A 22,147-nucleotide genomic window follows, 5' to 3' on the forward strand; every position below is an offset into this window, starting at 1 on the left:
TCAAATGTTCAAATGTCTACCCATTGAGTACCTACAGCGCGGCCAGTACCAGCCTCGAGAAAGCTTTGATGAGACAGCATTAAAAGAGCTTGCTGCATCCATCCGGGTTCATGGGCTGATTGAGCCGCTGGTGGTCAGAGAAATCGCAACACAAAAGTATGAGATCATTGCCGGCGAACGCCGCTGGCGTGCGGCTATGCTTGCGGGCTTGAGGGAAGTCCCTTGTTTGATTGGGCAGTATACTGACAAGCAGGCGGCCGCTGTCACCTTAATTGAAAATATTCAGCGTCAGGATCTGAACCTGTTGGAAGAAGCCAATGCTTATCAGCGTCTTTTAACCGAATTTCATTTCAGCCAGCAAGAAATAGCCATGATGGTTGGCAAATCCCGAAGTCATATTGCCAATATATTAAGGCTCTTGCATTTAAGTCTGCCCGTTCAAGATTTGTTAAAAAAAAGAGAGCTGTCTCTGGGGCACGCGCGTATGCTGGTCGGTTTAAGCCCAAAGCATCAAGTGGAAATCGCGGCTGAACTTAAAAAACATGATTGGTCTGTTCGCCAACTGGAAGCTAAAATCCGCACACTCAAATCTTCTCTCTCCAAAGGCAAGGAAAGCAGCAAGAATCCTGATCTTATATCCCTGCAAACGATACTTGCCGAGCAGATTGGCGCGCCTGTGGAAATTTCACTCGAAAGGGGTGCGGGCGGTTGGGTTAAAATCAAATTCTATGATAATGATACTCTATCCGGGCTTCTAGAGCGTTTAGGCTTAAGGTATGATTAATCATGCTAGCTTACTCTTGGAGCTCCCTTATGCAACGGATCTGGTTGGGGTTACTGCTGTTTCTTGTCTCTGTAAAATTATGCCTTGCCGGCAATATTCAAAAAGTCATTGATAAGCTCATTAACCAGGTTGACCCAAACATCAATATTGGCGTTGATATTGTTGACTTGAGAACCGGCGAAAATTTATATCACCGCAATCCCCAAAGAGCCTATATCCCTGCCAGCAATATGAAGCTGTTTTCTGAAGCCGCTGCATTAATGGTTCTTGGGCCGGATTATCGCTTTAAAAATCATTTAAGCACCAATGCGGCTGTAATAGAAAATGGTGTTTTGAAGGGCTCTCTATACCTTCATCTGCCGGGAGATCCATCCTTAAAGCACGACCATATCTATTCCATGCTGGAGCAATTAAATCATTGGGGGATTAAATCGATTGAAGGCAATGTGGTGCTGGTCAGTGCAAACCGCTTCATTAACGCCTATGCGCCCGGCTGGATGGTAGAAGATTTAAAATACAGCTACGGCGCGCCACTGGCTCCTGTGATACTGGATGAAAACCGTTTAACGGTTATCATCAATCCCACCCATCAAGCGGGGAAGCCTGCTTTAGTCGAATTAAAAGATCAAAATACAAGTCTTTTTGTTAACAATCAGGTAAAAACCAAAAAGAAATCTGGAAGCTGCGGGATTGATTACCACATGAGCCATGATAACCGCTTAACCGTTCGTGGATGCATCGGGTTAGGCCAGTGGGCGGTGCAGCAGGGAATTGCCATTCGCAATCCGCTGCTCTACGCTCAAGAAATCATTAAATTACAGCTTGCAAAACTGCGCATCAAACTAAATGGGGAGGTGGTTCTTGGTTCCTCTCCAAAAAAGACGATGTTGCTGGCGACTCATCAGTCAAAACCTGTTTCCCAGCTTTTGGCGGACGCTTTAAAACCTTCGGATAACTTGTATGCTGACAGTCTTTATTTGCATGCCGCAGCCAAATTACATGGCGGGCCTGCCAACTGGGAACACGCAAAGACCAGTATCAAACAATTTTTACAGCAACAAACCGGTATTGACTTGGGAAGTGCTGTATTAAACGATGGTTCAGGGCTGTCGCGTTATGATCAGCTAACCCCGCAACAAACCGTGGAGTTGCTGCAGTTTCTCCATGAGCGTTTTCCACTCGCCTATGAATTTATTGCAGCCTTGCCGATTGCAGGGTATGACGGTACGTTGCAAAAAAGATTCCGTAAACCCAAACAACAGGGATTGCTGCGAGCGAAAACTGGAACCATGACGGGTGTTGTAAGCTTATCGGGCTATTTATACACCGCAAACGCACATATTCTTGCCTTTGCCATTTATATTAATGGTACGCCAGGCAGCCGTTCCGCTGGTGCCGGACGCTATCGTTATCTCATAGATGCCGTATGTGATTATTTCTTAACATATAAACCACAACATCGCGCCGTGAATATGCCGCAAAACCCGCATGGCCGGGTTGCATTTCAAAACCGGCCAACACAAGCCGAGTTGCAACGCGATAAATATATGCGCTGGCGGAGAATGGAATCAGCCATGAAAAAGGAACTTGCAGGACAGGCAGTATCAGTTTTATTTCGCGATAATCAACTGGCGCTTTTAGACGATAATGCCGATCCCAATTTGGTCTGGGCCAAGCTGATTCAGCTTAATCAAAAATACCCCTTTGCAGTAGCGCTGCAAGGAGAACAACCGCCGCGGCAAGTCAGCTCAGCCCCGCTGTTCTTATGGCAGAAAGGAAAGAGCGCAGAAGCCAGAAGAACCTGGATTATTCATGAAGTGCTGACTTTTTAACTGTGATCAATCTGGCGCTGCAAGATACGAAGCTCATCGCGGATTTGCTGCAGTTCTTCGAGCAAATCCAAAATCACAGCAATCCCGGGGAGGTTAATGCCCAAATCTTCTTTAAGCCGCGCCGCAGATTGAATACGGGATAACATGCGATAATCAAACCGCATTTGCTTTATATTTTTGCCCTGAACTTGAATTATTCCATGCTCGATAAGTTCGAACAGCAGTTCTTGCGGCAACTGATATTGCCTGCACACCTCAAGAAAAGAAATTGTGGTGCTTTCATCTAACAGTGTACCGGTCAGTATTTCTTTATCATCCATTTTATATCCCTATTTTTTCACGTGGATTAAATGGCATTTCATCAGCCATCTTACGATAGAGATCACGCGCAGTATCAGTTGTTGGTTGCGGGATTACAATTTTTAATATGATATATTGATCTCCAGGGGTGGTGCCCGGTAACCCTCGTTTTTTCAATCTTAATTTCTGGCCGCCCTGTGAGCCCTTGGGAATTTTTAAATCAACCCTGCCTCCCAAGGTTGGTACAGAAACTGTAGCTCCAAGCGCTGCTTCCCAGGGCGTAATGGGCAAAGTGAGATAAACATCATTTTCCTTCAGGTCAAATAAAGGATGTTTTTCTATATGCACGGTGAGATACAAGTCCCCTTTCTTCCCTCCTCTTTTCCCGGGCGCTCCCTGGCCTGGCAAGCGGATTTTCTGACCTGGCTTGACTCCTTTTGGAATTTTAACGCGAAGCGTTTGGGTACCGCCTTCAGCAGTTGGCAGGGTCAGCTGCTTTACAGTGCCTTGGTATGCGTCTTCCAGACTGATTAGAATACTGCTATGGTAATCTGCGCCAGCGGTAGGCGCCTCGCGAAAACCTGCGCCAAAAATTGATTCAAAGAAATCTGGCCCAAAATGAAAAGCCTCTTCTGCCGCACCCCAATCTGCTCGTTCTGAGCTGTAGTTGGCTTTTCGGCTAAAATCCCAGTCTCTTATATATTGATCATATGCCTTGCGTTTTTTCGGATCTTTTAAGACTTCATATGCCTCGCCTAATTCTTTAAATTTTTCTTCTGCGTTAGGTTCCTGGCTTATGTCCGGATGATACTTGCGCGCAAGTTTTCGATAAGCGGTTTTGATTTCCGTATCAGTCGCGTCCCGACTGATACCCATAATTTTGTAATAATCTTTTGTATTCATAGGCGATTCAATTAATGATGAATGTTTTTACTTTTGCAATACATAAGTTCCAGGGGCTTTCGGTAAGGCACTGTCCGGAACTCTTGGTGCAACCAGATGAGCGGAGGAATGCTTAAGCAGCCAGTCGTGCCAGGCGAGCCACCATGAACCTTCATGCTGTTCTGCGACTTCAAGCCATTTCTCAGGACCAAGGTAGGGGCTATGCTTTTTATGTTCGCGAATGCGATATGCACGACCCTTGTGGCCTGGCTCGCTTACAATTCCAGCATTATGACCGCCTTTGGTGAGCACAAAGGTTATATCATCATTGATCATTAAATGGGTTTTGTATACAGATGGCCAGGGCGCTACGTGATCTTTTTCCGTGCTGACAGCAAACGTAGGCAAATGTATATTGTCGGGCGCAACGTGATGGCCTTCAACCGTGTACCGGCCTGCGGCAAAATCATTATTTAGAAATAACTTTTCAAGATATTCACTATGCATTTTATACGGCATACGCGTAGCATCGGCATTCCAGGCCAGCAAATCAATCATCCCCCTGCGTGTTCCATGCATGTAATCCTGAACCATTTTCGACCAGATCAAATCATATGAGCGCAGCATTTGGAAGGAGCCTGCCATTTGCTTGGTATCCAAATACCCTTGATCCCACATCATATTTTCCAGAAAAGCCACTTCACTTTCCGTGATAAAAAGCATCAATTCGCCTGCCTCAGTAAAGTCTCCCTGAGCCGCAAGTAAAGTCAGGGTTTTCAAGCGCTCATCCCCCTCCCTTGCCATGGCAGCAGCAGCGATCATCGCCAAGGTACCGCCTAAACAATATCCCATCAGATGAATTTTGGCTTCGGGAATTTGTTGAGAGACCGCATTGATGGCTGCCATTGCCCCCATGCGATAATAATCATCCATACTCAAGTTGCGGTAAGAACTGTCCGGATTGCGCCAGGAAATGATAAATACGGTATGGCCTTGCTCGACCAGCCACTTCACCATGGAGTTATGCGGTGAAAGATCAAGAATATAATATTTCATGATCCAGGCCGGAATAATTAATAAAGGCTCCTGGATAACGGCATCCGTTCTTGGTTCGTATTGAATGAGCTCTATCAAATGATTGCGATAGACTACGCGGCCAGGAGTGATGGCCACGTCTTTTCCGGGGATAAAATGCTCTGCGCCGGCAGGAGGGGAGCCACTTAATTTTTCCAGGGTATCTTCTATACCAATTTCCAGTCCGCGCACGATATTTTGACCGCCGGAGCGGAGGGTTTCATGAAATAAATCAGGATTGGTCAGGACAAAATTAGAAGGAGACAGGGCATCTAAAAATTGGCGGACAATAAAAGAAACTGTTCGTTCAACGTGGGTTGGAGTACCCGATACGCCAACCGTGGCACGCCGCCACCAGTCTTCTATCTGCAAAAAGACTTCTGCCCAAATCCGCCATGGAGGGAGCTGCCAGCTTTCGGTATGAAAACGGACATCTTCTCCGCCCGCGGGTTTTGCTTCGGTAAGAATTCTTTTTAGGCAATCCGCGCCATGTAAAAAGGGATAAAAACTCAGTTCCAGCAAGCGTCCGGGGGACTGTAATAACTGTGAAAGCCATGAAAAATGGGCGCTGGCCAATGCTGCCGGACTGATGCCCAATGTGAATTTGGCAAGCTGTGCTTGAAATAATTTATCCAGAAAGTTAAAAAATTGTTCTGTGTTATCTTTATCCAGATCCAGGCTGAAGCAGCTTTGCCGCGGAGCATCTGATCCAAGGCAGCGTACTTCAGGAATCGATTTTTTTTTATCTGACTTTTTCCCTGTCACATTCATCATCCATTTTCCTTAAAATCATCCAACAACGGCTACAACAAAAGATAAGTGCAAAGAAGCTTTGCGCGTCTTGACGCTCACAATTTTCTCTAAAATAAGGTACCTCTGGCATCTCTCTATAAAGGAGATTGAGAAACACATTATAAAAGAGTATCAGATACAAGATGATTTTGCGAAGCGCACCTGACTCAAAACGCCCGCTGTTTTTCTTTTCTCGACCAATTCATTTTGCCTGCTCTATTGGAGGAGCAATGATTTAACTTTTCTTGCTCTTGGGGTCTATACTCCTAATAAAGCAACCAGGAATAGTTTCTTAATATATTGAAAATGAATTTTTTTTACTTAAAGCGGATCTTTCTAAAATCGGGGTGAAAAAGATCCACGAATATAAAGATGCCATACTTGCCCTATGGCAGTATTTGTTTAAATGGCCATGATAAATGACAACGCCACTTATATTAGATGAAAAGAAATTAAAGCGGATACCGCCTCTTTTTACGTTTATTTTGATTCTGGTTTTGGGGCTTCCGGCGATCGCCATGCATTATTTTGGCTGGAGTTCAGGCGCATTCCCCTACCATATAAGCAACCTTGCAAGCATTGATCCTTTACAACTCGAGATACAGATAAGAGGGTATTTCAGACAAACACTTCTGCAGTGGTCAGCCTTTTCTTTAGCGGCAGTCACGGTACTTTTGGCATTTACCCAATATCGTTTAACCCAGGATAAGGTCGCATTAATCATTGGATTGTCAATACTATTCTCCGGCTCAGTCGATGCATTGCATACCTTGATCATCGATGGCTTTGCCCCTCTTGATATTGATAAAAAAAATCTCGATGCAATCATTTGGACTTTTACTAACAGCATCAGCGGCCTTATCTTTGTGATAGGTTTAATTCTCCTTATTAGCCCGATTGAAAAGAAAACCATGCGCCTTAGCACATTTATTCTTTTAAGCGCGCTCATTGTACTGATTGCTTTTACGTTGATTTATTACGCAGCATCCAGAATGAACTTGCCGGAAATGTGGTTTGAATATTCTGTCATAACAAGGCCTTATGAACTAATCTACTTATTTATTTACTTATTTATCGTTTTATTTTTGTATCCGAGAGCTTATAAAAAGCATCCTTACATTCTTACCAATTGCATTTTTTATATGTCTGTCACCCAAATCGTTATGGCTATATATTTTATGCTCTTATCCGACAAGCCTTATGACAGCGCTTTTCATATTGCCTATTTCCTGAAAATTGTTACCTATTTTATTCCTTTTTCCTGCTTGATTATCAATTATGTCTTTTCGTACCACGCAGTGCTTGAAGCGCAGGGCAAATTAAAAATAAGCGAAGGGAAGTTAAAATATATTGCGGCTCACGACGCGCTGACGAATCTCTATAATCGACGTGAATTCAAGGATCTGCTGGATAAAAAGATTGCTGAGGGAGAACGCCTCGGTCGATCATTTGCCTTATTTGTTATGGATGTGGACAACTTTAAATCTATAAATGATACATTAGGCCATATTCAAGGTGATATCTTCCTAAAAAAATTCTCAGCACAGCTGACAGCGCTTACGCGAAAAGGAGACTTGCTGTCAAGAATAGGCGGAGATGAGTTTACCCTGATATCCTCGAAATTGAATTCACCGGCTGAAGCAAGAAAACTCGCAGAGCGTATCATTAACGGCCTTAATATTGCCTATCCTGTTGGCGGTAAACTGATAACCGCGACAGTGAGCATTGGCATTGCGATTTACCCTATCGACGGCACGACTTCAGAGGCGCTATTGAAAAATGCGGATATAGCCATGTACAGCGCAAAAAAATCGGGCAAAAACACGTACCACTTTTATACCGAAGAGCTCAGTAGAATCCAGAAGCGAGAGGCAGAGATAGAATCGCATTTGCGTCAGGCATTAAAAAACAATGAATTATATTTAAACTTTCAGCCTAAATATAATCTGCTAACAAGAGAAATCATAGGCGCTGAAATCCTTTTGCGCTGGAACAATGCCACTTTGGGTGAAGTCTCCCCATATGAGTTTATTCCCATTGCTGAAAATACAGGCCTTGTTTGTGATATTGGCCATTGGGTTATCAATAAAACCTGCCGCTATGCCGACTTCTGGGAAAAAAAATATAACCGAAAACTGCTCTTTTCCGTCAATATTTCACCCATCCAATTTGAAAGCAAAAATTTTTTTACTGATCTCAAAAAAATAATAAAGCGCTATCAATTCGCAGCAGAATATCTTGACATTGAAATTACCGAAGCCCTGTTGATGAAGAATCAAACCGAAATTATAGACAGGCTGTACCAGATTGCGGATCTTGGAATCAGCATTTCAGTCGATGATTATGGCATGGGCTATTCCTCTTTGCGACGTATTAAATCGCTGCCAATAAAAACACTTAAAATTGATAAGGCATTCGTGGCTGATATTCATAATCTTGATGATAAGGTGATAGTGATTGATACCATCATCAAACTGGCCCATGAATTGGGGATGAATACCGCTGCCGAAGGAATTGAAACCGAGACTCAGCTTGAATATCTGGTGTCTAAACAATGCTATGTAGGCCAAGGCTTCTTTTTAAGCAAACCGCTTACTGCGAAAAAATTTGCATCACTGGCATATGAAAGAGGGCAGAGCTGATTTGCGTTGCCGGTTTTTGCGCTATGCCCACCAATCCAATTGGTTGTTCGAGTTGTGTCATAAAAAGGTAACCGGATAAAAAAATGCTTGTAAATTGTTCATTCACTCAGTACAATCACTAAGGTTATATTAAATTTATAAACACTATGATTTCTATAAAATCAAATTGTATCGCAAGCGTGGTGGTCGTCGTTGCTTCAGCAATGTGCGGCAGCAATTTGATTTAAGATTGAATCACTACCGCACTTCCCCGGGAGTCGCGGCAGTATCATCACTTCAGCACTCCTGAGGAAGGCAAGCTTCTAAGGAGAAACTGAACATGTCATTGCAAGTTAAGCGGTTTTACCCCTGGCTTATCTGGTTGTTAGCCGCCAGCTTTTTTTTCTATAAATATTTTATACAAGTCTCTCCAAGCGTCATGAGCCTGGATTTGATGAGGGCGTTTGACTTAAGCGGCGCAGGACTTGGACATTTGGCAGCCTGTTTTTTTTATGCCTATCTTTTGATGCAGATTCCTGCGGGTTTGATTTTAGACCGGTTCAGCCCCCGCCTTGTTCTTTTTTGTGCCGCTTTTTTCTGCGCGGTGGGGACTATCTTATTTGCAGAGGCCCATTGGTTGCCTGTGGCGCAATTTAGCCGATTTTTAATTGGGCTAACCTCAGCGTTTGCAGCGATTGCCTGTTTTAAACTGATAACGATCTGGTTCCCGCCACATCGATTTGCCTTGATTGCGGGCCTTAGCATGACCGCAGCGATGCTCGGAGCTATAGGAGGAGAGGCGCCGTTATCTTATCTAATCAGTCGATTTGACTGGCGCCAAAGTTTGGAAATTATAGCCGTTCCAGGTTTTATACTGGCATTTTTAATTCTTCTTATCGTCAAGGATAAGCAGCCAAAAGCAGGCTTGCCAAAGCAAGAAGGCACAACTTTCAGCAAACTCACAACAATCCTTGTGAGCCCGCAAACCTGGCTATTATCCTTTTACAGCGGCCTTGCTTTTGCCCCGGTTTCTGTTTTTGGCGGATTATGGGGTGTTTCTTTTATTGAAAAGGCTTATGGGATGAACCCGGTTCAGGCTGCAAGCCTTGTTTCACTGATTTTTGTCGGTTTTGCCATTGGCTGCCCTTTAAGCGGCTGGTTATCTGATTATATGCAAAAAAGAAAACCTTTAATGTTTTGGGGAACTTTGATGGCGTATATCAGCATCACGCTTATTTTGTATGGCCCAATCACGAGATATATGTTGCCCTGTTTATTGTTTTTATTTGGGTTTGGAACCAGCTGCTTTTTTCTCTGCTTTTCGATGGTCAGAGAAACCCACTCCTTGCTTTTGGCCGGAACAGCGCTTGGTTTCATGAATACCTTCGATGCGCTTTGTGAAGCATTGACTGAGCCGTTCGTAGGCAAACTTCTGGATTTAAGCTGGAGCGGGGGGCTCGCGCTTGGCGCCCGCAGCTTTTCCGTGTTGGATTATCGCTTTGGGTTGTCAACACTGCCTATTTATTTAGCCATTGCCTTTTGCTTATTGTTTTTTATTCGGGAAACCTATTGCCAGGCACAAATCATCAATCCTTTGGAGAAATAATGTTCACTTCCTGACTGACATCCCATGGGATGTCGGTTAGAAAAAGTAAAGCCATAATCGACCTGGCAATTATTTGTTATTTTTCTTGTCGGCAGTTCGCAAAAATATTTGTGTGTAATACACCCATCCTGCTTTTGTCCGCACAATCCCTATGCCGGTTAAATTATAATTCCCTTCGATATTTCTGCGATGTCCGCGGCTTGTTAGCCATTTCCTTACCACTTCTCGCGGAGGAATCTTGAAATAAGCGATATTTTCTGCCCCGGCTTCACAGAATTCAAGGTGATTGTAAATGCGTTTGATGCGGTCATTGAAATGTTTATGACCAAATTCAATCGTTTTGTTTGCCATGTCAAGGCTATGTTGGCGCGCTACTTGAGAGATAAAAGAATTCAGCTTGAGAGGTTTTAAACCGCGTGACGCACGGTAGCGGTTCACTTCATTGAGCACAATCTGCTGATATGTTTCCTCTTCAGTCTTTTTGGCGTCAGCGTACGAAGCGTGAAGCAACATACAGCAAGAAAACCAACTGATTAAAATCAACCTGAACTGTTTCATGATTTTTTGACTCACTCTATGAAATGGGGTTTAAACTGATTAACTGCCAAGTTTTGGGGTATCATCGGAAGAATTGGCTCTTTCAAGCAATACTTCGCCTGCGGTATTAAAACCGTGCCGATATATCCGCTCTTCCGATAAGGAACTGAGGGCATCGAAATCCACAGAGGTTTGAAAGCAAACAGCGCCCTTTTTATCCAGGCCTTCTACATGAACTTGAATGGATTTGGCAACACGTTCGCTATTTTTAACGTCGTAAACCTCAGCGCTGGCCCAGATTCGTAACTCTTTGGCATGGCTGTTTTTAATCCAGTTTTTTATATAGGTTTCATAACCCCGCATATTGATGTTGGCGACAGAACTGCCGACTACCAGATTTTCCTTAACCTGAGGTTCCTGATTGCTGCCTCCGGCAATGGTAAAGGCAATGAGATGCAGCCATTCTGCTCTGTTAGCCAGTTTTTCAGGGAAGTCATGGTCATCAAAGAGCTCTTCAATGGCCGCGATAAACGTTTGATATCTTTTAGCCGCACTGACATTGTCCATGACGGCATTTTGGGAGAGCGAACGTTTGGCAGGCACTTTTTTCAGGGAGTCAGCCGTGACAATGACGGGATTTTTTTGATCTCTGAAACAAACCGTCTGGATTTTTGGTTTTTCCGGCGAAGACGGGGCTTTTGAATCTTCGCCATTGTATTCCCAGAATGTTAACTTGATTCTGGTTTGCTGATTTTGGTAAAAGCAAAAATGACGATCTTGCCGTTTCCAGTGGTTTTTGCCATTAGGAGTACTCAATTTTTCCGGAGTCTTATCTTGTTTTACTATTCCTCTGGGAGGGGTAAAACAGTTAAATCCCTGGTTTTCCATGGATTTTTTGAACGAATCTTTTTTTTTGGGGGTATCTGTTTGAACCCGGAAACATAATTTATTGTTGCTTGGCTTCATGAAGTAATCTATAAAAACAGTGAACAAGTTATTTTATCATATAATTTGAATAATATTGAGCCACTATAGTTTTTTTGTCATCAAATTCTGTCAACAAGGCATCAGGACTTGCTGATGGTTGAAAAAGGATAAAAATGTTCGTTGGTGCGCCTTAAATTTTCAAGCGCTTTTTTCATAAATTCCTGGACATTTTCGTAAGATTCTTTTATCGCTTCATGAATCATCTCTTTTTCATCCGCAAGATGTGCCAATGTTTCCTTTTTTTCCTCTTCAGAGCGAACAATATTTCTGCCCTGCAAAGTTTCATGCAGGCTACCTGCGATCTGGCCGCTGACAATAAATCCCTCATAATTGTTGGTTTCATCGGTTTCATCCGTGTTTGCGCCAGAAGCCTTGGCGCCGCTGTCATCGACACAGGCACGCACGACTTGCTTAATGCCTTCCGACGGCTGATTCAGAAAACGTTGAATGAGCGAATATGCAAAGCCCTCCGGCGGAGCATCGGTATTATCAGGCCGATAGCCGCTTTTTTCAGCAATCATGTTAACTCCTCGCATCAGGTATATTTGTCCAATATTTTACCATAAGAGATATAATTGGTTCAATTATTGATCATCATGTAACCGAGTTAACTCTCCTGGTTGTTCATGAGGCGATTTAAAAACATTTTTGCAAGAACGATGCTGAATGCTCTAATATTTTTAATGTATTGTTTGTTTTAAAACCGGGAAACCGCTTCAAAATAATGGGATTTGTGATCATCCAATGCCAATAAAAATATGCTTAAGGTTAGATGAATGAATAATAAAAACGGGTTTCTTGAAAATGTGACTTTTTCTGAATTAAACATCGGGGAGCAGGCAAGCCTTAGTAAAAAACTCACCCAGGACGATATCAATCTGTTTGCTGTGATGTCGGGGGATATCAACCCCGCCCATATGGATCCTGATTTTGCAAAAAGCGATGTGTTCCAGGGGATAGTAGGTCATGGCATGTGGTCAGGCTCATTGATTTCTACCATTCTTGGTACGATGCTGCCAGGACCTGGTACGATTTATCTCGGGCAGAATATCCAATTCAAAAAACCCCTGAGGCTCGGTGATACACTGACTCTGACCCTGACAGTTAAAAATAAACGGGATGACAAGCCGGTTGCTATTTTTGATTGCATCGGGGTGAATCAAAGAGGCGAAACCATTTTGAAAGGTGAAGCAACCGTATTGGCGCCAACTGATAAAATTCGTGTCCCCCGTACCGAATTGCCGCATGTTGCCATCCATAATCATGATCGTTTCCATGAAATCATTCATTCGTGCCGTCATTTTTCCCCCATGCGAACCGCGGTTGTTCATCCGGTGAAGGCTAGTGTTTTATCCGCCGTGGTAGATGCGGTGGCTGAAAACTTAATCATACCTGTACTGATAGGTCCTCGTAATAAAATCGAAAATGCCGCACTTGAGGCAGGTATTAGCTTGGCAGACTGGGAAATTATTGATACGGAGCATAGCGACGCGGCAGCGGCCAAGGCAGTAGAGCTCGCTTCTTTGGGAAAATTTGATGCAATTATGAAAGGAGCGCTGCAAACCTCTGAGCTCATGTCTGCAGTTGTTGCAAATAGCTCAGGCCTTAGAACCAAATATCGCATCAGTCATGCTTATCTGATGGATGTACCATCCTATCATAAGCCGCTGATTATCACGGATGCGGCGATTAACATCGCCCCAAGCGCCCAGGATAAGGCGGATATTTGCCAGAATGCCATCAACTTTTGGCGGGTATTATATGGCGAAGAGCAAAAACCCAAAGTGGCCATTCTCGCCGCGACTGAGTTGGTTAACCCTAAAATGCAGGCAACGGTTGATGCGGCAACGCTTTGTAAAATGGCCGACAGGCAGCAGATTACGGATGGGATCCTGGATGGCCCGTTAGCATTTGATAATGCGATTAACAAGCAAGCTGCCAGGGATAAGGGAATTGTCTCGGAAGTAGCAGGTGATGCTGACATTCTTTTGGTTCCAGAAATCGAGTCAGGCAATATTCTTGCCAAGCAGTTTACTTTTTTAGGGCATGCGGATGCTGCAGGAATCGTGCTTGGCGCGAGGGTTCCAATTATTTTGACCAGCCGTTCGGATTCATTGCGAACAAGGCTGTTATCCTGTGCACTGGCTGTCCGCTTGTCAAATGCGCGCCAGAAAGGGAGTATTAAATAATGCCTGAAGCAGGGATTTTAATGCTGAATGCGGGCTCTTCAAGCGTCAAATTTAAAATTTTTTCTTTAAACGAAGATTTGTCAGTTTTAGCCGGAGGCGCAATCAAGAATTTAGGCCACTCAGCTTTTTTTATCGCATCCATAGAAGGCAGTAAAGAGGAAATTGACAAACCCCTGCCTGCTGATATGACCCAAACCAAAGCGGTTCAATTTATACTGGATTGGATTGCTGACCATAAAAAACGTTGGGATTTAAAGGCGGTTTCGCATCGTATCGTTCATGGCGGTACTCAATTTACTGAAAGCTTAAGGATTACTTCCGCTGTGATGGAGGAGTTAAAAAAACTCATCCCCCTTGCCCCATTGCATCAGTCATATAATCTTGAAGCGGTTGAATATATCAATCAAACAAGACCTGATTTGCCCCAGTTTGCCTGCTTTGATACTGCTTTTCATGCCAGGCAAAGCGAGCTGCATACGATGTATGCATTGCCGAAATCCATTCGCGAGGCAGGTGTACGGAAGTTCGGATTTCATGGCCTTTCCTATGAGTGGATTGCTCATTTTTTGCAAATTCATGATCCTGCGCTATTTAGGGGCCGTATTATTGCCGCGCATCTCGGCAACGGCAGCAGTTTGTGCGCGTTGAAACATGGCGTAAGCATAGAGACGACAATGGGGATGACGGCGCTTGCTGGATTGCCGATGGGAACTCGCTGCGGTGATCTTGACCCGGGTGTTGTGCTGTATATGATTCGCGAGCTTAAGCTGCCCCCTGCTGAAGTCGAAATCATGCTGTATGAAAAATCAGGGCTTTTGGGATTGTCTTCCATGACCAATGATGTTAAGTCATTGGAGGAAAGCGATAAGAAAAATGCTCGATTTGCGCTGGATTATTTTTGCCTGAAAGTTGCCCAGTATATGGGTATGATGGCAGTAGCCGTTGGGGGGGTGGATGCTGTGGTTTTCACAGGCGGTATTGGTGAAAACTCAGCTTATGTTCGCGCAAAAGTGATTGATCATTTGAATTTTATCCGGCCTTTTCGAGTCGAAATCATTCGCGCCAATGAAGAAAAGATGATGGCCATCCATACGCTTTCACTCTTGAACAATAAAGGGTGACTGATTGCAGGCATGGGAAATAGATGAAAGAACAGGCAAAACGGCAGATGTTCATCCTTTAGATGCTGATTTGCTGTGGCAGCCTCACGGCATTGTTTTATCCTGATGGCAAGAAAAAAAGAGCGCAACAATATCTTTGAATGCAAGGTGAATCATGTGTGTCATTGATAATATCATCAAAAAAAAAGAAAATGCCGCCATTGTCTATGAAGACAGGGATTGGATTGCCTTTCTGGATCATCGCCCTTTATTTTTGGGACATACTTTGCTGGCGCCCAAAAGGCATGTTGAAACCCTGTATGAACTGGATGAGCCCTTATTATTCAGTCTTTTTGCTATGACCCAAAAAATCGGCAAGGCAGTGGAAAAAGGGATGGGGGCGGAAGGGAGCTTTATAGCCATGAATAATATAGTCAGTCAAAGCATCCCTCATCTCCATGTCCATATTGTTCCAAGAAACAAGGGGGATGGCCTCAAGGGTTTTTTCTGGCCGCGAACAAAATATGAAAATGACGAACAGCGAGATAAAGTTAAAGAGCAAATCAAACGCCATTTATAATTCAAAATGAAATAACTCTTTCACTATCCCTCGCCCGCAAGCGGGTGCGAGGAAAAAAGACGGCACGCAAAATCCAGGGCTATGGAGCTGCCCCGGGTGGATTGCTTAATGTGCCGGGGCAAATGAGTTACTTACAGGAGTTAGATAGATTGGAGGGGTTTTCAGCTTGATTGGCTTGTTGTGCTGTGCGATGTTGAAAAAAACCTCTGGATAAATAGTGCAATCTATCCGGCTCCAGGTAATTGCCAGGATGATTCTGACGATGGACTAAATCTTCCATTCGTAGTTCTGTTCTTTTTCCCCTGGTATTGCTGGTTTCAGCCTGGGTGCGAAAAGAGGGGTTATTGTGACGCGCTTTATGGCTGGCTTGATCTTTGGCTTGCCGAGGGAGAGTGTTTGCAGGTGCATGAGCATTCATTGTCTTGGTAGTTGTTGTTGAAACCGATAGGTTGGATGCTGCACTGGTATTAACAGAAACCTGCGTTCTTACCTGAACTGCCGAGTCAGCCGCATTATTTTCCGCAACTGGCGCTGCAAAAGAGGTACTTGTATGCCGATTTGAGGTTTTTTTGATTTTTGAATTGACGTAAAATTTAAAAATATATTTATCTTCAGGTCGTTTTTCAGCGTTTGGCTTGACATAAAATTTAAAGATAAATTGATCTTCAGGTTTTGCGGTGTGTGGTCTTTTGCCTTTGTTAGTCATATTTATAACCATTAAGTTTTTTTGTGAGCCAAAATTATAAATTAACGAACTAATTAATGCAATATTTTATGCAAAAAATTCAATTTTAATGCAACAAGGGTGGATGGCAGGATGTTCTGCCAAATCATATGTTGCTGGTGAATGAAAAGTTTGCAGTGGAATTGCAAGCGTATAGGGCATTCTTGGTTGTTTATTTATTGCCTGCGGCGACTTTTGAAGCGGAGGCGCTTTTTTCCAGGCGTTTTTCTTGCCAGTTTTTCAGCAGCACATAAAATACGGGAACAAATACCACAGCAAGGCAGGTCGAAGCAAGCATGCCGCTGCTTACTGCTATGCCTATTGAGCGTCTTGCGTTGGCACCGGCTCCTGTTGCAAACACCAATGGCATAACGCCCATAATGAAGGCAAATGAAGTCATAAGAATTGGGCGGAACCTGGTTTTTGCCCCGATCACGGCAGCTTCAGTAATGGAAGTTTGATGAATTTCCCGCTGTTCGTTGGCTACTTCTACAATCAAGATGGCATTTTTACTGGCCAGGGCAATTAAAAGCAGCAGTCCTATTTGCGTATACATATTATTGGCAATGCCGAGAATGGATAAGGCAAGTACTGTTCCGATCAAGGTTAAGGGTACGCTGAAGATAATAGACGCGGGGGTCAGCCAGTTTTCATACTGGCCTGCCAAAATTAGATAAACCAGGATCAAAGACATCAGAAAGATATAATAACTCATATTGCCCGCGACTTTTTCCTGATAAGCCGTACTCGTCCATTCAAACCCCATGCCTTTCGGCAGGAGTTTATCTGCCAGCTGCTCCATGGCATTAATCGCTTGCCCAGAGCTGTATCCTTGGGCGGCTACCCCATTGATGCTGCTTGAAGGATAGAGGTTATACAACGAAATCAACGAAGGTCCAAGAGCTGGCTGCATATCCGCCAGTGTGCCAAGGGGAACCATGGAGCCAAATTGATTTTTTACATAATAATTTCGTATGTCTTCAACGCTCATACGATAAGGCGCGTCAGCCTGGACATAAACTTGAAATACCTGGCCAAATTTTGTAAAAAGATTGACATAGGAAGAGCCAAGATAGGTTTGCAGTGTGCTAAATGCGTCTTTGATCGGCACGCCCAATGATTCCGCCTTATAGCGGTCAATGGGCGCCAGAAGCTGGGGTACAAAGGCGCGAAAGGAGGTCATTAATTTTTGCAGTTCAGGCAGTTGCTGGCCGTGATGGATGATGTTGTCGGTGATGTTTTGCAGTTTCCCATAGTCGAAGGTTCCATCCTGCAATTCTACCTGCATTTGAAATCCACCCGATAAGCCAAGCCCTTGAATAGGCGGGGGGACAACGACCAGGACTTTAGCATCCAGCGTATGGGCTGCAATGTCGTTTAGCTTCGTATAAAGCGAGAGCAAGTCTTCCCCTTTGCCACGCTCGCTCCAGTCCTTAAACATGACATATAAAACGCCGGCATTTGCGAGACTTGCATTGTTATCCAGTAATGAAATCCCATCTATGCCAATCACATTCGCAACCCCGTCAATTTTGGATACTTGTTGGCTTAACCGATCCACCACTTGTTCGGTTCGGGTTAAATTGGCGCCATCCGGCAAGAGCACATTTAAGATAAGATATCCTTGATCTTCCAACGGAATAAATCCTGTAGGAATACGAGTCAGGCCAAAAATGGCAAGAGCGACTAAAGCTGCGCCAATTAAGGCAACCGTTTTACTATGGTGTACCAGACGGTCAATAAAATTAACATACCGTGCTTCTATTGGATTATAAATTCTGTCAAAAGCCCGGAAAAACATGTTTTTGGGCTTGCTGGCATTTAATGGTTTAAGCCATAAGGCACATTGGGTTGGTTTTAAAGTCATGGCATTGATGGCGCTAATCAATGCGGTAGCTGCTATGATTAGCGCAAATTGCGCATACATTTGCCCGGTTAAGCCGGGTAGAAACCCTGCGGGGATAAATACTGCCATCAAGACCAATGTGATCCCAATGATAGGGCCAAATAGCTCTTTCATGGCCTGGATGGCGGATTCCCTTGGAGGAAGCCCCTTTTCTATATGTTGGGTGACTCCCTCAACAATCACGATGGCATCATCAACCACAATGCCAATAGCCAGAACCAGGGCAAATAATGTTAATAAGTTAATGCTGAAACCTAAAAGCATCATGACAAAAAATGTGCCGATGATTGTTACGGGAACGGTAGTAGCCGGAACTAAAGTCGCACGGAAATTCTGCAGGAAAACAACGATCACCAACAGGACTAAAATGCCTGCCTCAAACAGGGTTTTGTATACTTCATTTACGGAAGCTTTTACGAATATTGTGGTGTCAAAAGGGATTGAATAGGTCATTCCGGGCGGGAATTGTTTCGCCATTTTGGCTACTGTTTCCCGTACGTTCTGGGCTACTTCGAGCGCATTGGCCCCAGGCAGCTGAAAAATCCCGATGGCAGCTGTTGGTTTGTTATTGAGTTTGGCAAGCTGGCTGTAGTTTGCAGAACCAAGCTCAACACGGGCCACGTCGCGAATACGCACAACCTGGGCGCTGCTGCTTGCATTTCCGCTCTCATCTGGTTTCGTATTTTCAGTTTTAATGATGATATTCGCAAATTCTTCCGGATCAGCAAGTTGCCCTGGCACATTAACAGTAAATTGATAGGCCTCTTTTCCTGCTGTGGGCGGTGCGCCAATTTGCCCGGCAGCAACTTCCTTATTCTGGTAACTGATGGCATTGATTACATCGCTCGGATTTAATGAATAGGCCATCATTTTTTGCGGGTCGAGCCATATCCGCATGGCATAGGTGCCTTCCCCAAAAATAATGACATTTCCAACACCTGGCAGGCGGGATAATTCATCCTGCATGTTGATGACGGCATAATTGTTAAGAAAGAGGCCGTCATATTCATTATTCTCGGAGGTTAACGTAATAAACTGCAAAATGGCGGTTGATTTTTGTTGTACGACAACGCCTTGCCGTTGCACGGAATCTGGCAATTGTGCCATGGCTGCTTGAACCCGGTTTTGCACCAGAACCTGGGCATAGTTTAGATCTGTGCCAATTTCAAAAGTAACAATTAAATTGTAATTGCCGGCGTTGGTACTGGTGGATTGCATATAGAGCATGTTCTCCACCCCATTGACTTGCTGTTCAATCGGGAGGGCGACTGTATTAATTAAGGTTTTTGCATCAGCGCCTGGATAGTTGGTGGTCACCTGGATAGTTGGCGGAACAATGGCGGGGTATTGCGATACAGGTAAAAAAACAATGGCGACTGCGCCAAGAAACACAAGCAACAGGGCGATGACATTTGCTAAAACAGGGCGTTCAATAAAAAATTTAGAAATCATTTCAGTTTTCTCATGTCAGAGAATATCCAGAAAATTTATGGCGATTATTCCATATTGTTCTTCATTTGGGTTTCAGGTTTGACGAGCTGCCCGGGTGTCGCGTTTTGTAAACCGTTGACGATAACCCAATCCTCTGCGGCAAGCCCTTTTTTTACAGCGCGTATCCCTTGCTCTACACTGCCTAATACCACTCGTTTCAGCACAACAATATTGTCATGATTCACAACCAGCAAATAGGGGCCAATCTGATCATACTGCACAGCCGTATCCGGCACAGTCAATTGCATTCTGGGCTTGGTGACGGGAATACGTACTTCTACAAAAAGACCAGGCAGTAAGGCATAATCATTATTCGGGAGAAGAGCCCGAAACTGCATGGTTCCTGTTGAAGCATTGAGGCCTGTGCTGACGAAATCGAGCTTACCCTTGTATGGGTAATCAGATTGATTTTGCATTCTGACATCCACAGAAATCTGATTAATTTCTGAGGGCTTAAAACCATGTGCTCTGGCGGCTTCACGCAGCGTAATCAAATCTAATTCATTCAGATTGAAATAAACATAAATCGGATTAATTTGTTCGATAACTGCCAATTTTGTGGCTTCACCATGGCCTACCAGGTTGCCAGTATCCACGAGGTGACGGCCAATCCGGCCATCAAAGGGGGCTAACACATGAGTATAGCTGTAATTAATCGCTGCCTGTCTGGCATTGGCTTCGTCTTTGGCAACCTCGGCTTTGGCTTCCTCTGTTTTTGCTTCCCATTTTTCTACATTTTTTAATGAGGTTGCATTTTGTTTATACATATCGCGTTGGCGGGCCGCCTCAGTTTTGGCATATAAATATTGGGCTTTCTGTGCCGCAACGGTAGCCTCTGCTGCTTCAAGCTGCTCTTTGTACGGCTCAGGTTCAATCACAAACAAAACAGTCCCTTTTTTCACAAAGCTTCCATCAGTAAAGTTAATTTCTTGCAAATAGCCCTCTACGCGCGCGACTAAATTGACTGAATTAAAGGCAACTGTATTTCCGGTTTGGGTGATATAGTCCGCTCTTTTAGCCGGCATTGGTTTTTGAACGACAACCGCAGGCGTCGGCAGGGTTGGCGTTTTGTTTTTTGTGCCCATATGGACAATCAGGTATATGAGTAGAAAAAGAGCCAAAACTAAAGCTGCAATTCTTGATATTTTATGGGTTTTAGTCCTTTCCATCATCATCACCAGTTTGGTAGATAAAGTTCCTTCATGCGTTCCCATCCGGTTTGCGGAGGAAGATGATTCCTTTTTTCGAGTAAATTCCCCCAGTTGGTGCGTGAAGCCATTTCTGCTTTCACCTGTATAGGCACAATATCATTGCCGCCCCGAATTTGCCAGCCGCCCCCTAATGCGCGGTATAGTTCAACCATCGCCTGGGCGATTTCACCCTGCGTGTTAGTGAGTGAAAGTTGCACGCGTAATTGTTGGCGCTCAACATCAAGGAGAGTGGTATAGTCGGCTTCGCCCTGCTTGTATCGGATTAATGCCAGATTGGTCGATTCGATAGCGGAGCGATTGGCTTTGGTAAGGGATCGGGCTGCATTTTGGGTTTCAATGAACCGTGTAATATTATCCTGAACTTCCTGCTGCGCTTTTAACACTAAATTCATATAGTTTAAAAGCGCTTTTTGAAACTCTGCATCCTGCATGCGGACAGCATTGGTGATTTGACCATAATTCAACAGTGGCCAGTTTAGTGATGGGCCTGCCGTGATGGATCGGTTAGACCATTGAAAGATATCGCTGATAGAATTGTCGCCGATGGTATTTGCAGCAAACAGGAAAGTGCCGGTCAATGAAAGAGCGGGATACAGGCTCGCTTTGGTCGCGCCTATTTTTGCAGATTGGGCAACCGCTTCCATGCGGGCTTGATAAATGTCAGGACGTTGAGCCAGGGCTTCTCTTGGAATATTTACTGCAATCTTGGCAGGCGCTTTAGGAATTTTTTTATTGTTTGCCAATAAGGCATCCACCTTATCCGGCGTAGTTCCAAGCAATACCCCTAATTTGTCTTTTTGACTTTGCAAAGAGCTTAAATAGTTGGGCAGCGTCGCCTGGGTTTCGGAAAGTTCCGTTTGTGCCTGGTTCACATCCAGCAAACTTGTCTCGCCGCCACGATAGCGTGCAGTCGCTATTTTCAGGCTCTCGGTCTGAATTTGAATATTTTTTTTGGTGATGCGAATCAACTCTTCAAGCGTCCGAATTCGGATATAGGTGCTGGCAATATCAGCTGTGAGACTCACCAATGCGTTGTCATAGGCTGCAACCGATGCTAAAAAACTAGCATCATTGGCCTGGACGGCTCGGCGGTACTTGCCCCAGAAATCAATTTCCCAGCCTGCAGTAAATCCCAGGGATGCCGTGTCAAAATTTGTGGGGATAATATCCTGCAGCATCCCTCCGCCGATACGGTTATAAGTGTAATTGCCTATGAGCGCCTGCTGTTGCGGATAAAGCTGCCCTACCGATTGGGCAAGCTGGGCACGGGCCTGCAATACCCGTACGCCTGCTATCTGTAGTGACAGATTATTGCAATAACCCTGCTTAATCAGGGCCGTTAATGTCGGATCATGAAATGCTTTCCACCAGTTGGCATTTTTTAATTGGGCGCTTTTATCAACCGGTTTTTTAGGAAGCCAGTGTTCTGCGATTTTTTTTCCAGGCTCCCTATAGTCTGGGCCCACCATGCAGGCATTAAGAAGAAGGCAGGTTAAGGCTAACAAAAGCTTCAGCATTTGGCTTAATATTT

17 protein-coding genes are annotated in these 22,147 nt (G+C 44.3%); 7 read left to right on the top strand and 10 right to left on the bottom strand.

Going from position 1 to position 22,147, the window contains the following annotated elements; genetic code table 11:
• Window positions 1-4 precede the first annotated feature (4 nt).
• Both Llon_RS02160 and dacB read left to right on the top strand, forming a co-directional pair.
• A complete protein-coding gene (locus tag Llon_RS02160; protein ID WP_058528437.1) occupies window positions 5-784 on the top strand; it encodes a ParB/RepB/Spo0J family partition protein in 780 nt (259 codons plus the stop codon).
• 29 nt (window positions 785-813) lie between these two features.
• On the top strand, window positions 814-2,616 hold the full coding sequence (gene dacB / locus Llon_RS02165) for a D-alanyl-D-alanine carboxypeptidase/D-alanyl-D-alanine endopeptidase (protein ID WP_058528438.1): 1,803 nt from the start codon (window positions 814-816) through the stop codon (window positions 2,614-2,616).
• On the opposite strand, the gene Llon_RS02170 is transcribed toward dacB, so the two are convergent.
• From Llon_RS02170 to Llon_RS02180, 3 genes are read right to left on the bottom strand one after another with little or no spacing between them, the layout of a single operon-like run.
• Entirely contained in the window at window positions 2,613-2,936 is a 324-nt protein-coding gene (locus Llon_RS02170; RefSeq protein WP_058528439.1) for a chaperone modulator CbpM, read from the bottom strand. The two genes, dacB and Llon_RS02170, sit on opposite strands and share 4 nt — an antisense overlap.
• A gap of 1 nt (window position 2,937) precedes the next feature.
• A complete protein-coding gene (locus Llon_RS02175) occupies window positions 2,938-3,819 on the bottom strand; it encodes a DnaJ C-terminal domain-containing protein (protein ID WP_058528440.1) in 882 nt (293 codons plus the stop codon).
• 27 nt (window positions 3,820-3,846) lie between these two features.
• On the bottom strand, window positions 3,847-5,646 hold the full coding sequence (locus Llon_RS02180; RefSeq protein ID WP_058528441.1) for a PHA/PHB synthase family protein: 1,800 nt from the start codon (window positions 5,644-5,646) through the stop codon (window positions 3,847-3,849).
• A 437-nt stretch (window positions 5,647-6,083) separates the two neighbouring features.
• Between Llon_RS02180 and Llon_RS02185 the strand changes: the two genes are divergently transcribed.
• Together Llon_RS02185 and Llon_RS02190 are read left to right on the top strand one after the other, a co-directional pair.
• Window positions 6,084-8,306 (top strand): putative bifunctional diguanylate cyclase/phosphodiesterase, encoded by a 2,223-nt coding sequence (locus tag Llon_RS02185; protein WP_058528442.1) that lies wholly within the window; start codon window positions 6,084-6,086, stop codon window positions 8,304-8,306.
• A gap of 319 nt (window positions 8,307-8,625) precedes the next feature.
• Window positions 8,626-9,891 (top strand): MFS transporter, encoded by a 1,266-nt coding sequence (locus tag Llon_RS02190; RefSeq protein ID WP_058528443.1) that lies wholly within the window; start codon window positions 8,626-8,628, stop codon window positions 9,889-9,891.
• A 69-nt stretch (window positions 9,892-9,960) separates the two neighbouring features.
• On the opposite strand, the gene Llon_RS02195 is transcribed toward Llon_RS02190, so the two are convergent.
• From Llon_RS02195 to Llon_RS02205, 3 genes are all read right to left on the bottom strand, one after another.
• Window positions 9,961-10,449, bottom strand: a complete 489-nt coding sequence (locus tag Llon_RS02195) for a CAP domain-containing protein (protein ID WP_065238257.1) — start codon at window positions 10,447-10,449, stop codon at window positions 9,961-9,963.
• Window positions 10,450-10,488: 39 nt separating this feature from the next.
• Window positions 10,489-11,394, bottom strand: coding sequence for a hypothetical protein (locus Llon_RS02200; protein WP_058528444.1), 906 nt, complete (start codon window positions 11,392-11,394; stop codon window positions 10,489-10,491).
• Between the two features lie 101 nt (window positions 11,395-11,495).
• Window positions 11,496-11,936 (bottom strand): hypothetical protein, encoded by a 441-nt coding sequence (locus Llon_RS02205; protein WP_058528445.1) that lies wholly within the window; start codon window positions 11,934-11,936, stop codon window positions 11,496-11,498.
• A gap of 255 nt (window positions 11,937-12,191) precedes the next feature.
• Here Llon_RS02205 and Llon_RS02210 point away from each other — a divergent pair, with 255 nt between their 5' ends.
• The 3 genes from Llon_RS02210 to Llon_RS02220 all read left to right on the top strand — a co-directional run bounded on the left by Llon_RS02210 (window position 12,192) and on the right by Llon_RS02220 (window position 15,284).
• Window positions 12,192-13,604 (top strand): bifunctional enoyl-CoA hydratase/phosphate acetyltransferase, encoded by a 1,413-nt coding sequence (locus Llon_RS02210; RefSeq protein WP_058528446.1) that lies wholly within the window; start codon window positions 12,192-12,194, stop codon window positions 13,602-13,604.
• The gene (locus Llon_RS02215; RefSeq protein ID WP_058528447.1) at window positions 13,604-14,725 is read left to right on the top strand and encodes an acetate/propionate family kinase; all 1,122 of its coding nucleotides are present in this window, start codon (window positions 13,604-13,606) and stop codon (window positions 14,723-14,725) included. The genes Llon_RS02210 and Llon_RS02215 overlap by 1 nt, the downstream gene beginning before the upstream one ends.
• Before the next feature lie 154 nt (window positions 14,726-14,879).
• Window positions 14,880-15,284, top strand: coding sequence for an HIT family protein (locus tag Llon_RS02220; protein ID WP_058528448.1), 405 nt, complete (start codon window positions 14,880-14,882; stop codon window positions 15,282-15,284).
• A gap of 127 nt (window positions 15,285-15,411) precedes the next feature.
• Here Llon_RS02220 and Llon_RS02225 read toward each other — a convergent pair whose 3' ends face one another.
• The 4 genes from Llon_RS02225 to Llon_RS02240 all read right to left on the bottom strand — a co-directional run bounded on the left by Llon_RS02225 (window position 15,412) and on the right by Llon_RS02240 (window position 22,133).
• Entirely contained in the window at window positions 15,412-15,990 is a 579-nt protein-coding gene (locus Llon_RS02225; RefSeq protein WP_058528449.1) for a hypothetical protein, read from the bottom strand.
• 190 nt (window positions 15,991-16,180) lie between these two features.
• A complete protein-coding gene (locus Llon_RS02230; protein WP_058528450.1) occupies window positions 16,181-19,366 on the bottom strand; it encodes an efflux RND transporter permease subunit in 3,186 nt (1,061 codons plus the stop codon).
• A 44-nt stretch (window positions 19,367-19,410) separates the two neighbouring features.
• Window positions 19,411-20,574 carry an efflux RND transporter periplasmic adaptor subunit gene (locus Llon_RS02235; RefSeq protein ID WP_058528530.1) on the bottom strand — a complete coding sequence of 388 codons (1,164 nt, stop codon included), beginning with the start codon at window positions 20,572-20,574 and terminating at the stop codon, window positions 19,411-19,413.
• Between the two features lie 5 nt (window positions 20,575-20,579).
• On the bottom strand, window positions 20,580-22,133 hold the full coding sequence (locus Llon_RS02240) for an efflux transporter outer membrane subunit (protein WP_058528451.1): 1,554 nt from the start codon (window positions 22,131-22,133) through the stop codon (window positions 20,580-20,582).
• Window positions 22,134-22,147 lie beyond the last annotated feature (14 nt).

Origin of the sequence: Legionella londiniensis (assembly GCF_001467825.1) — a bacterium.
Classification (GTDB): Bacteria; Pseudomonadota; Gammaproteobacteria; order Legionellales; family Legionellaceae; genus Legionella_A; species Legionella_A londiniensis.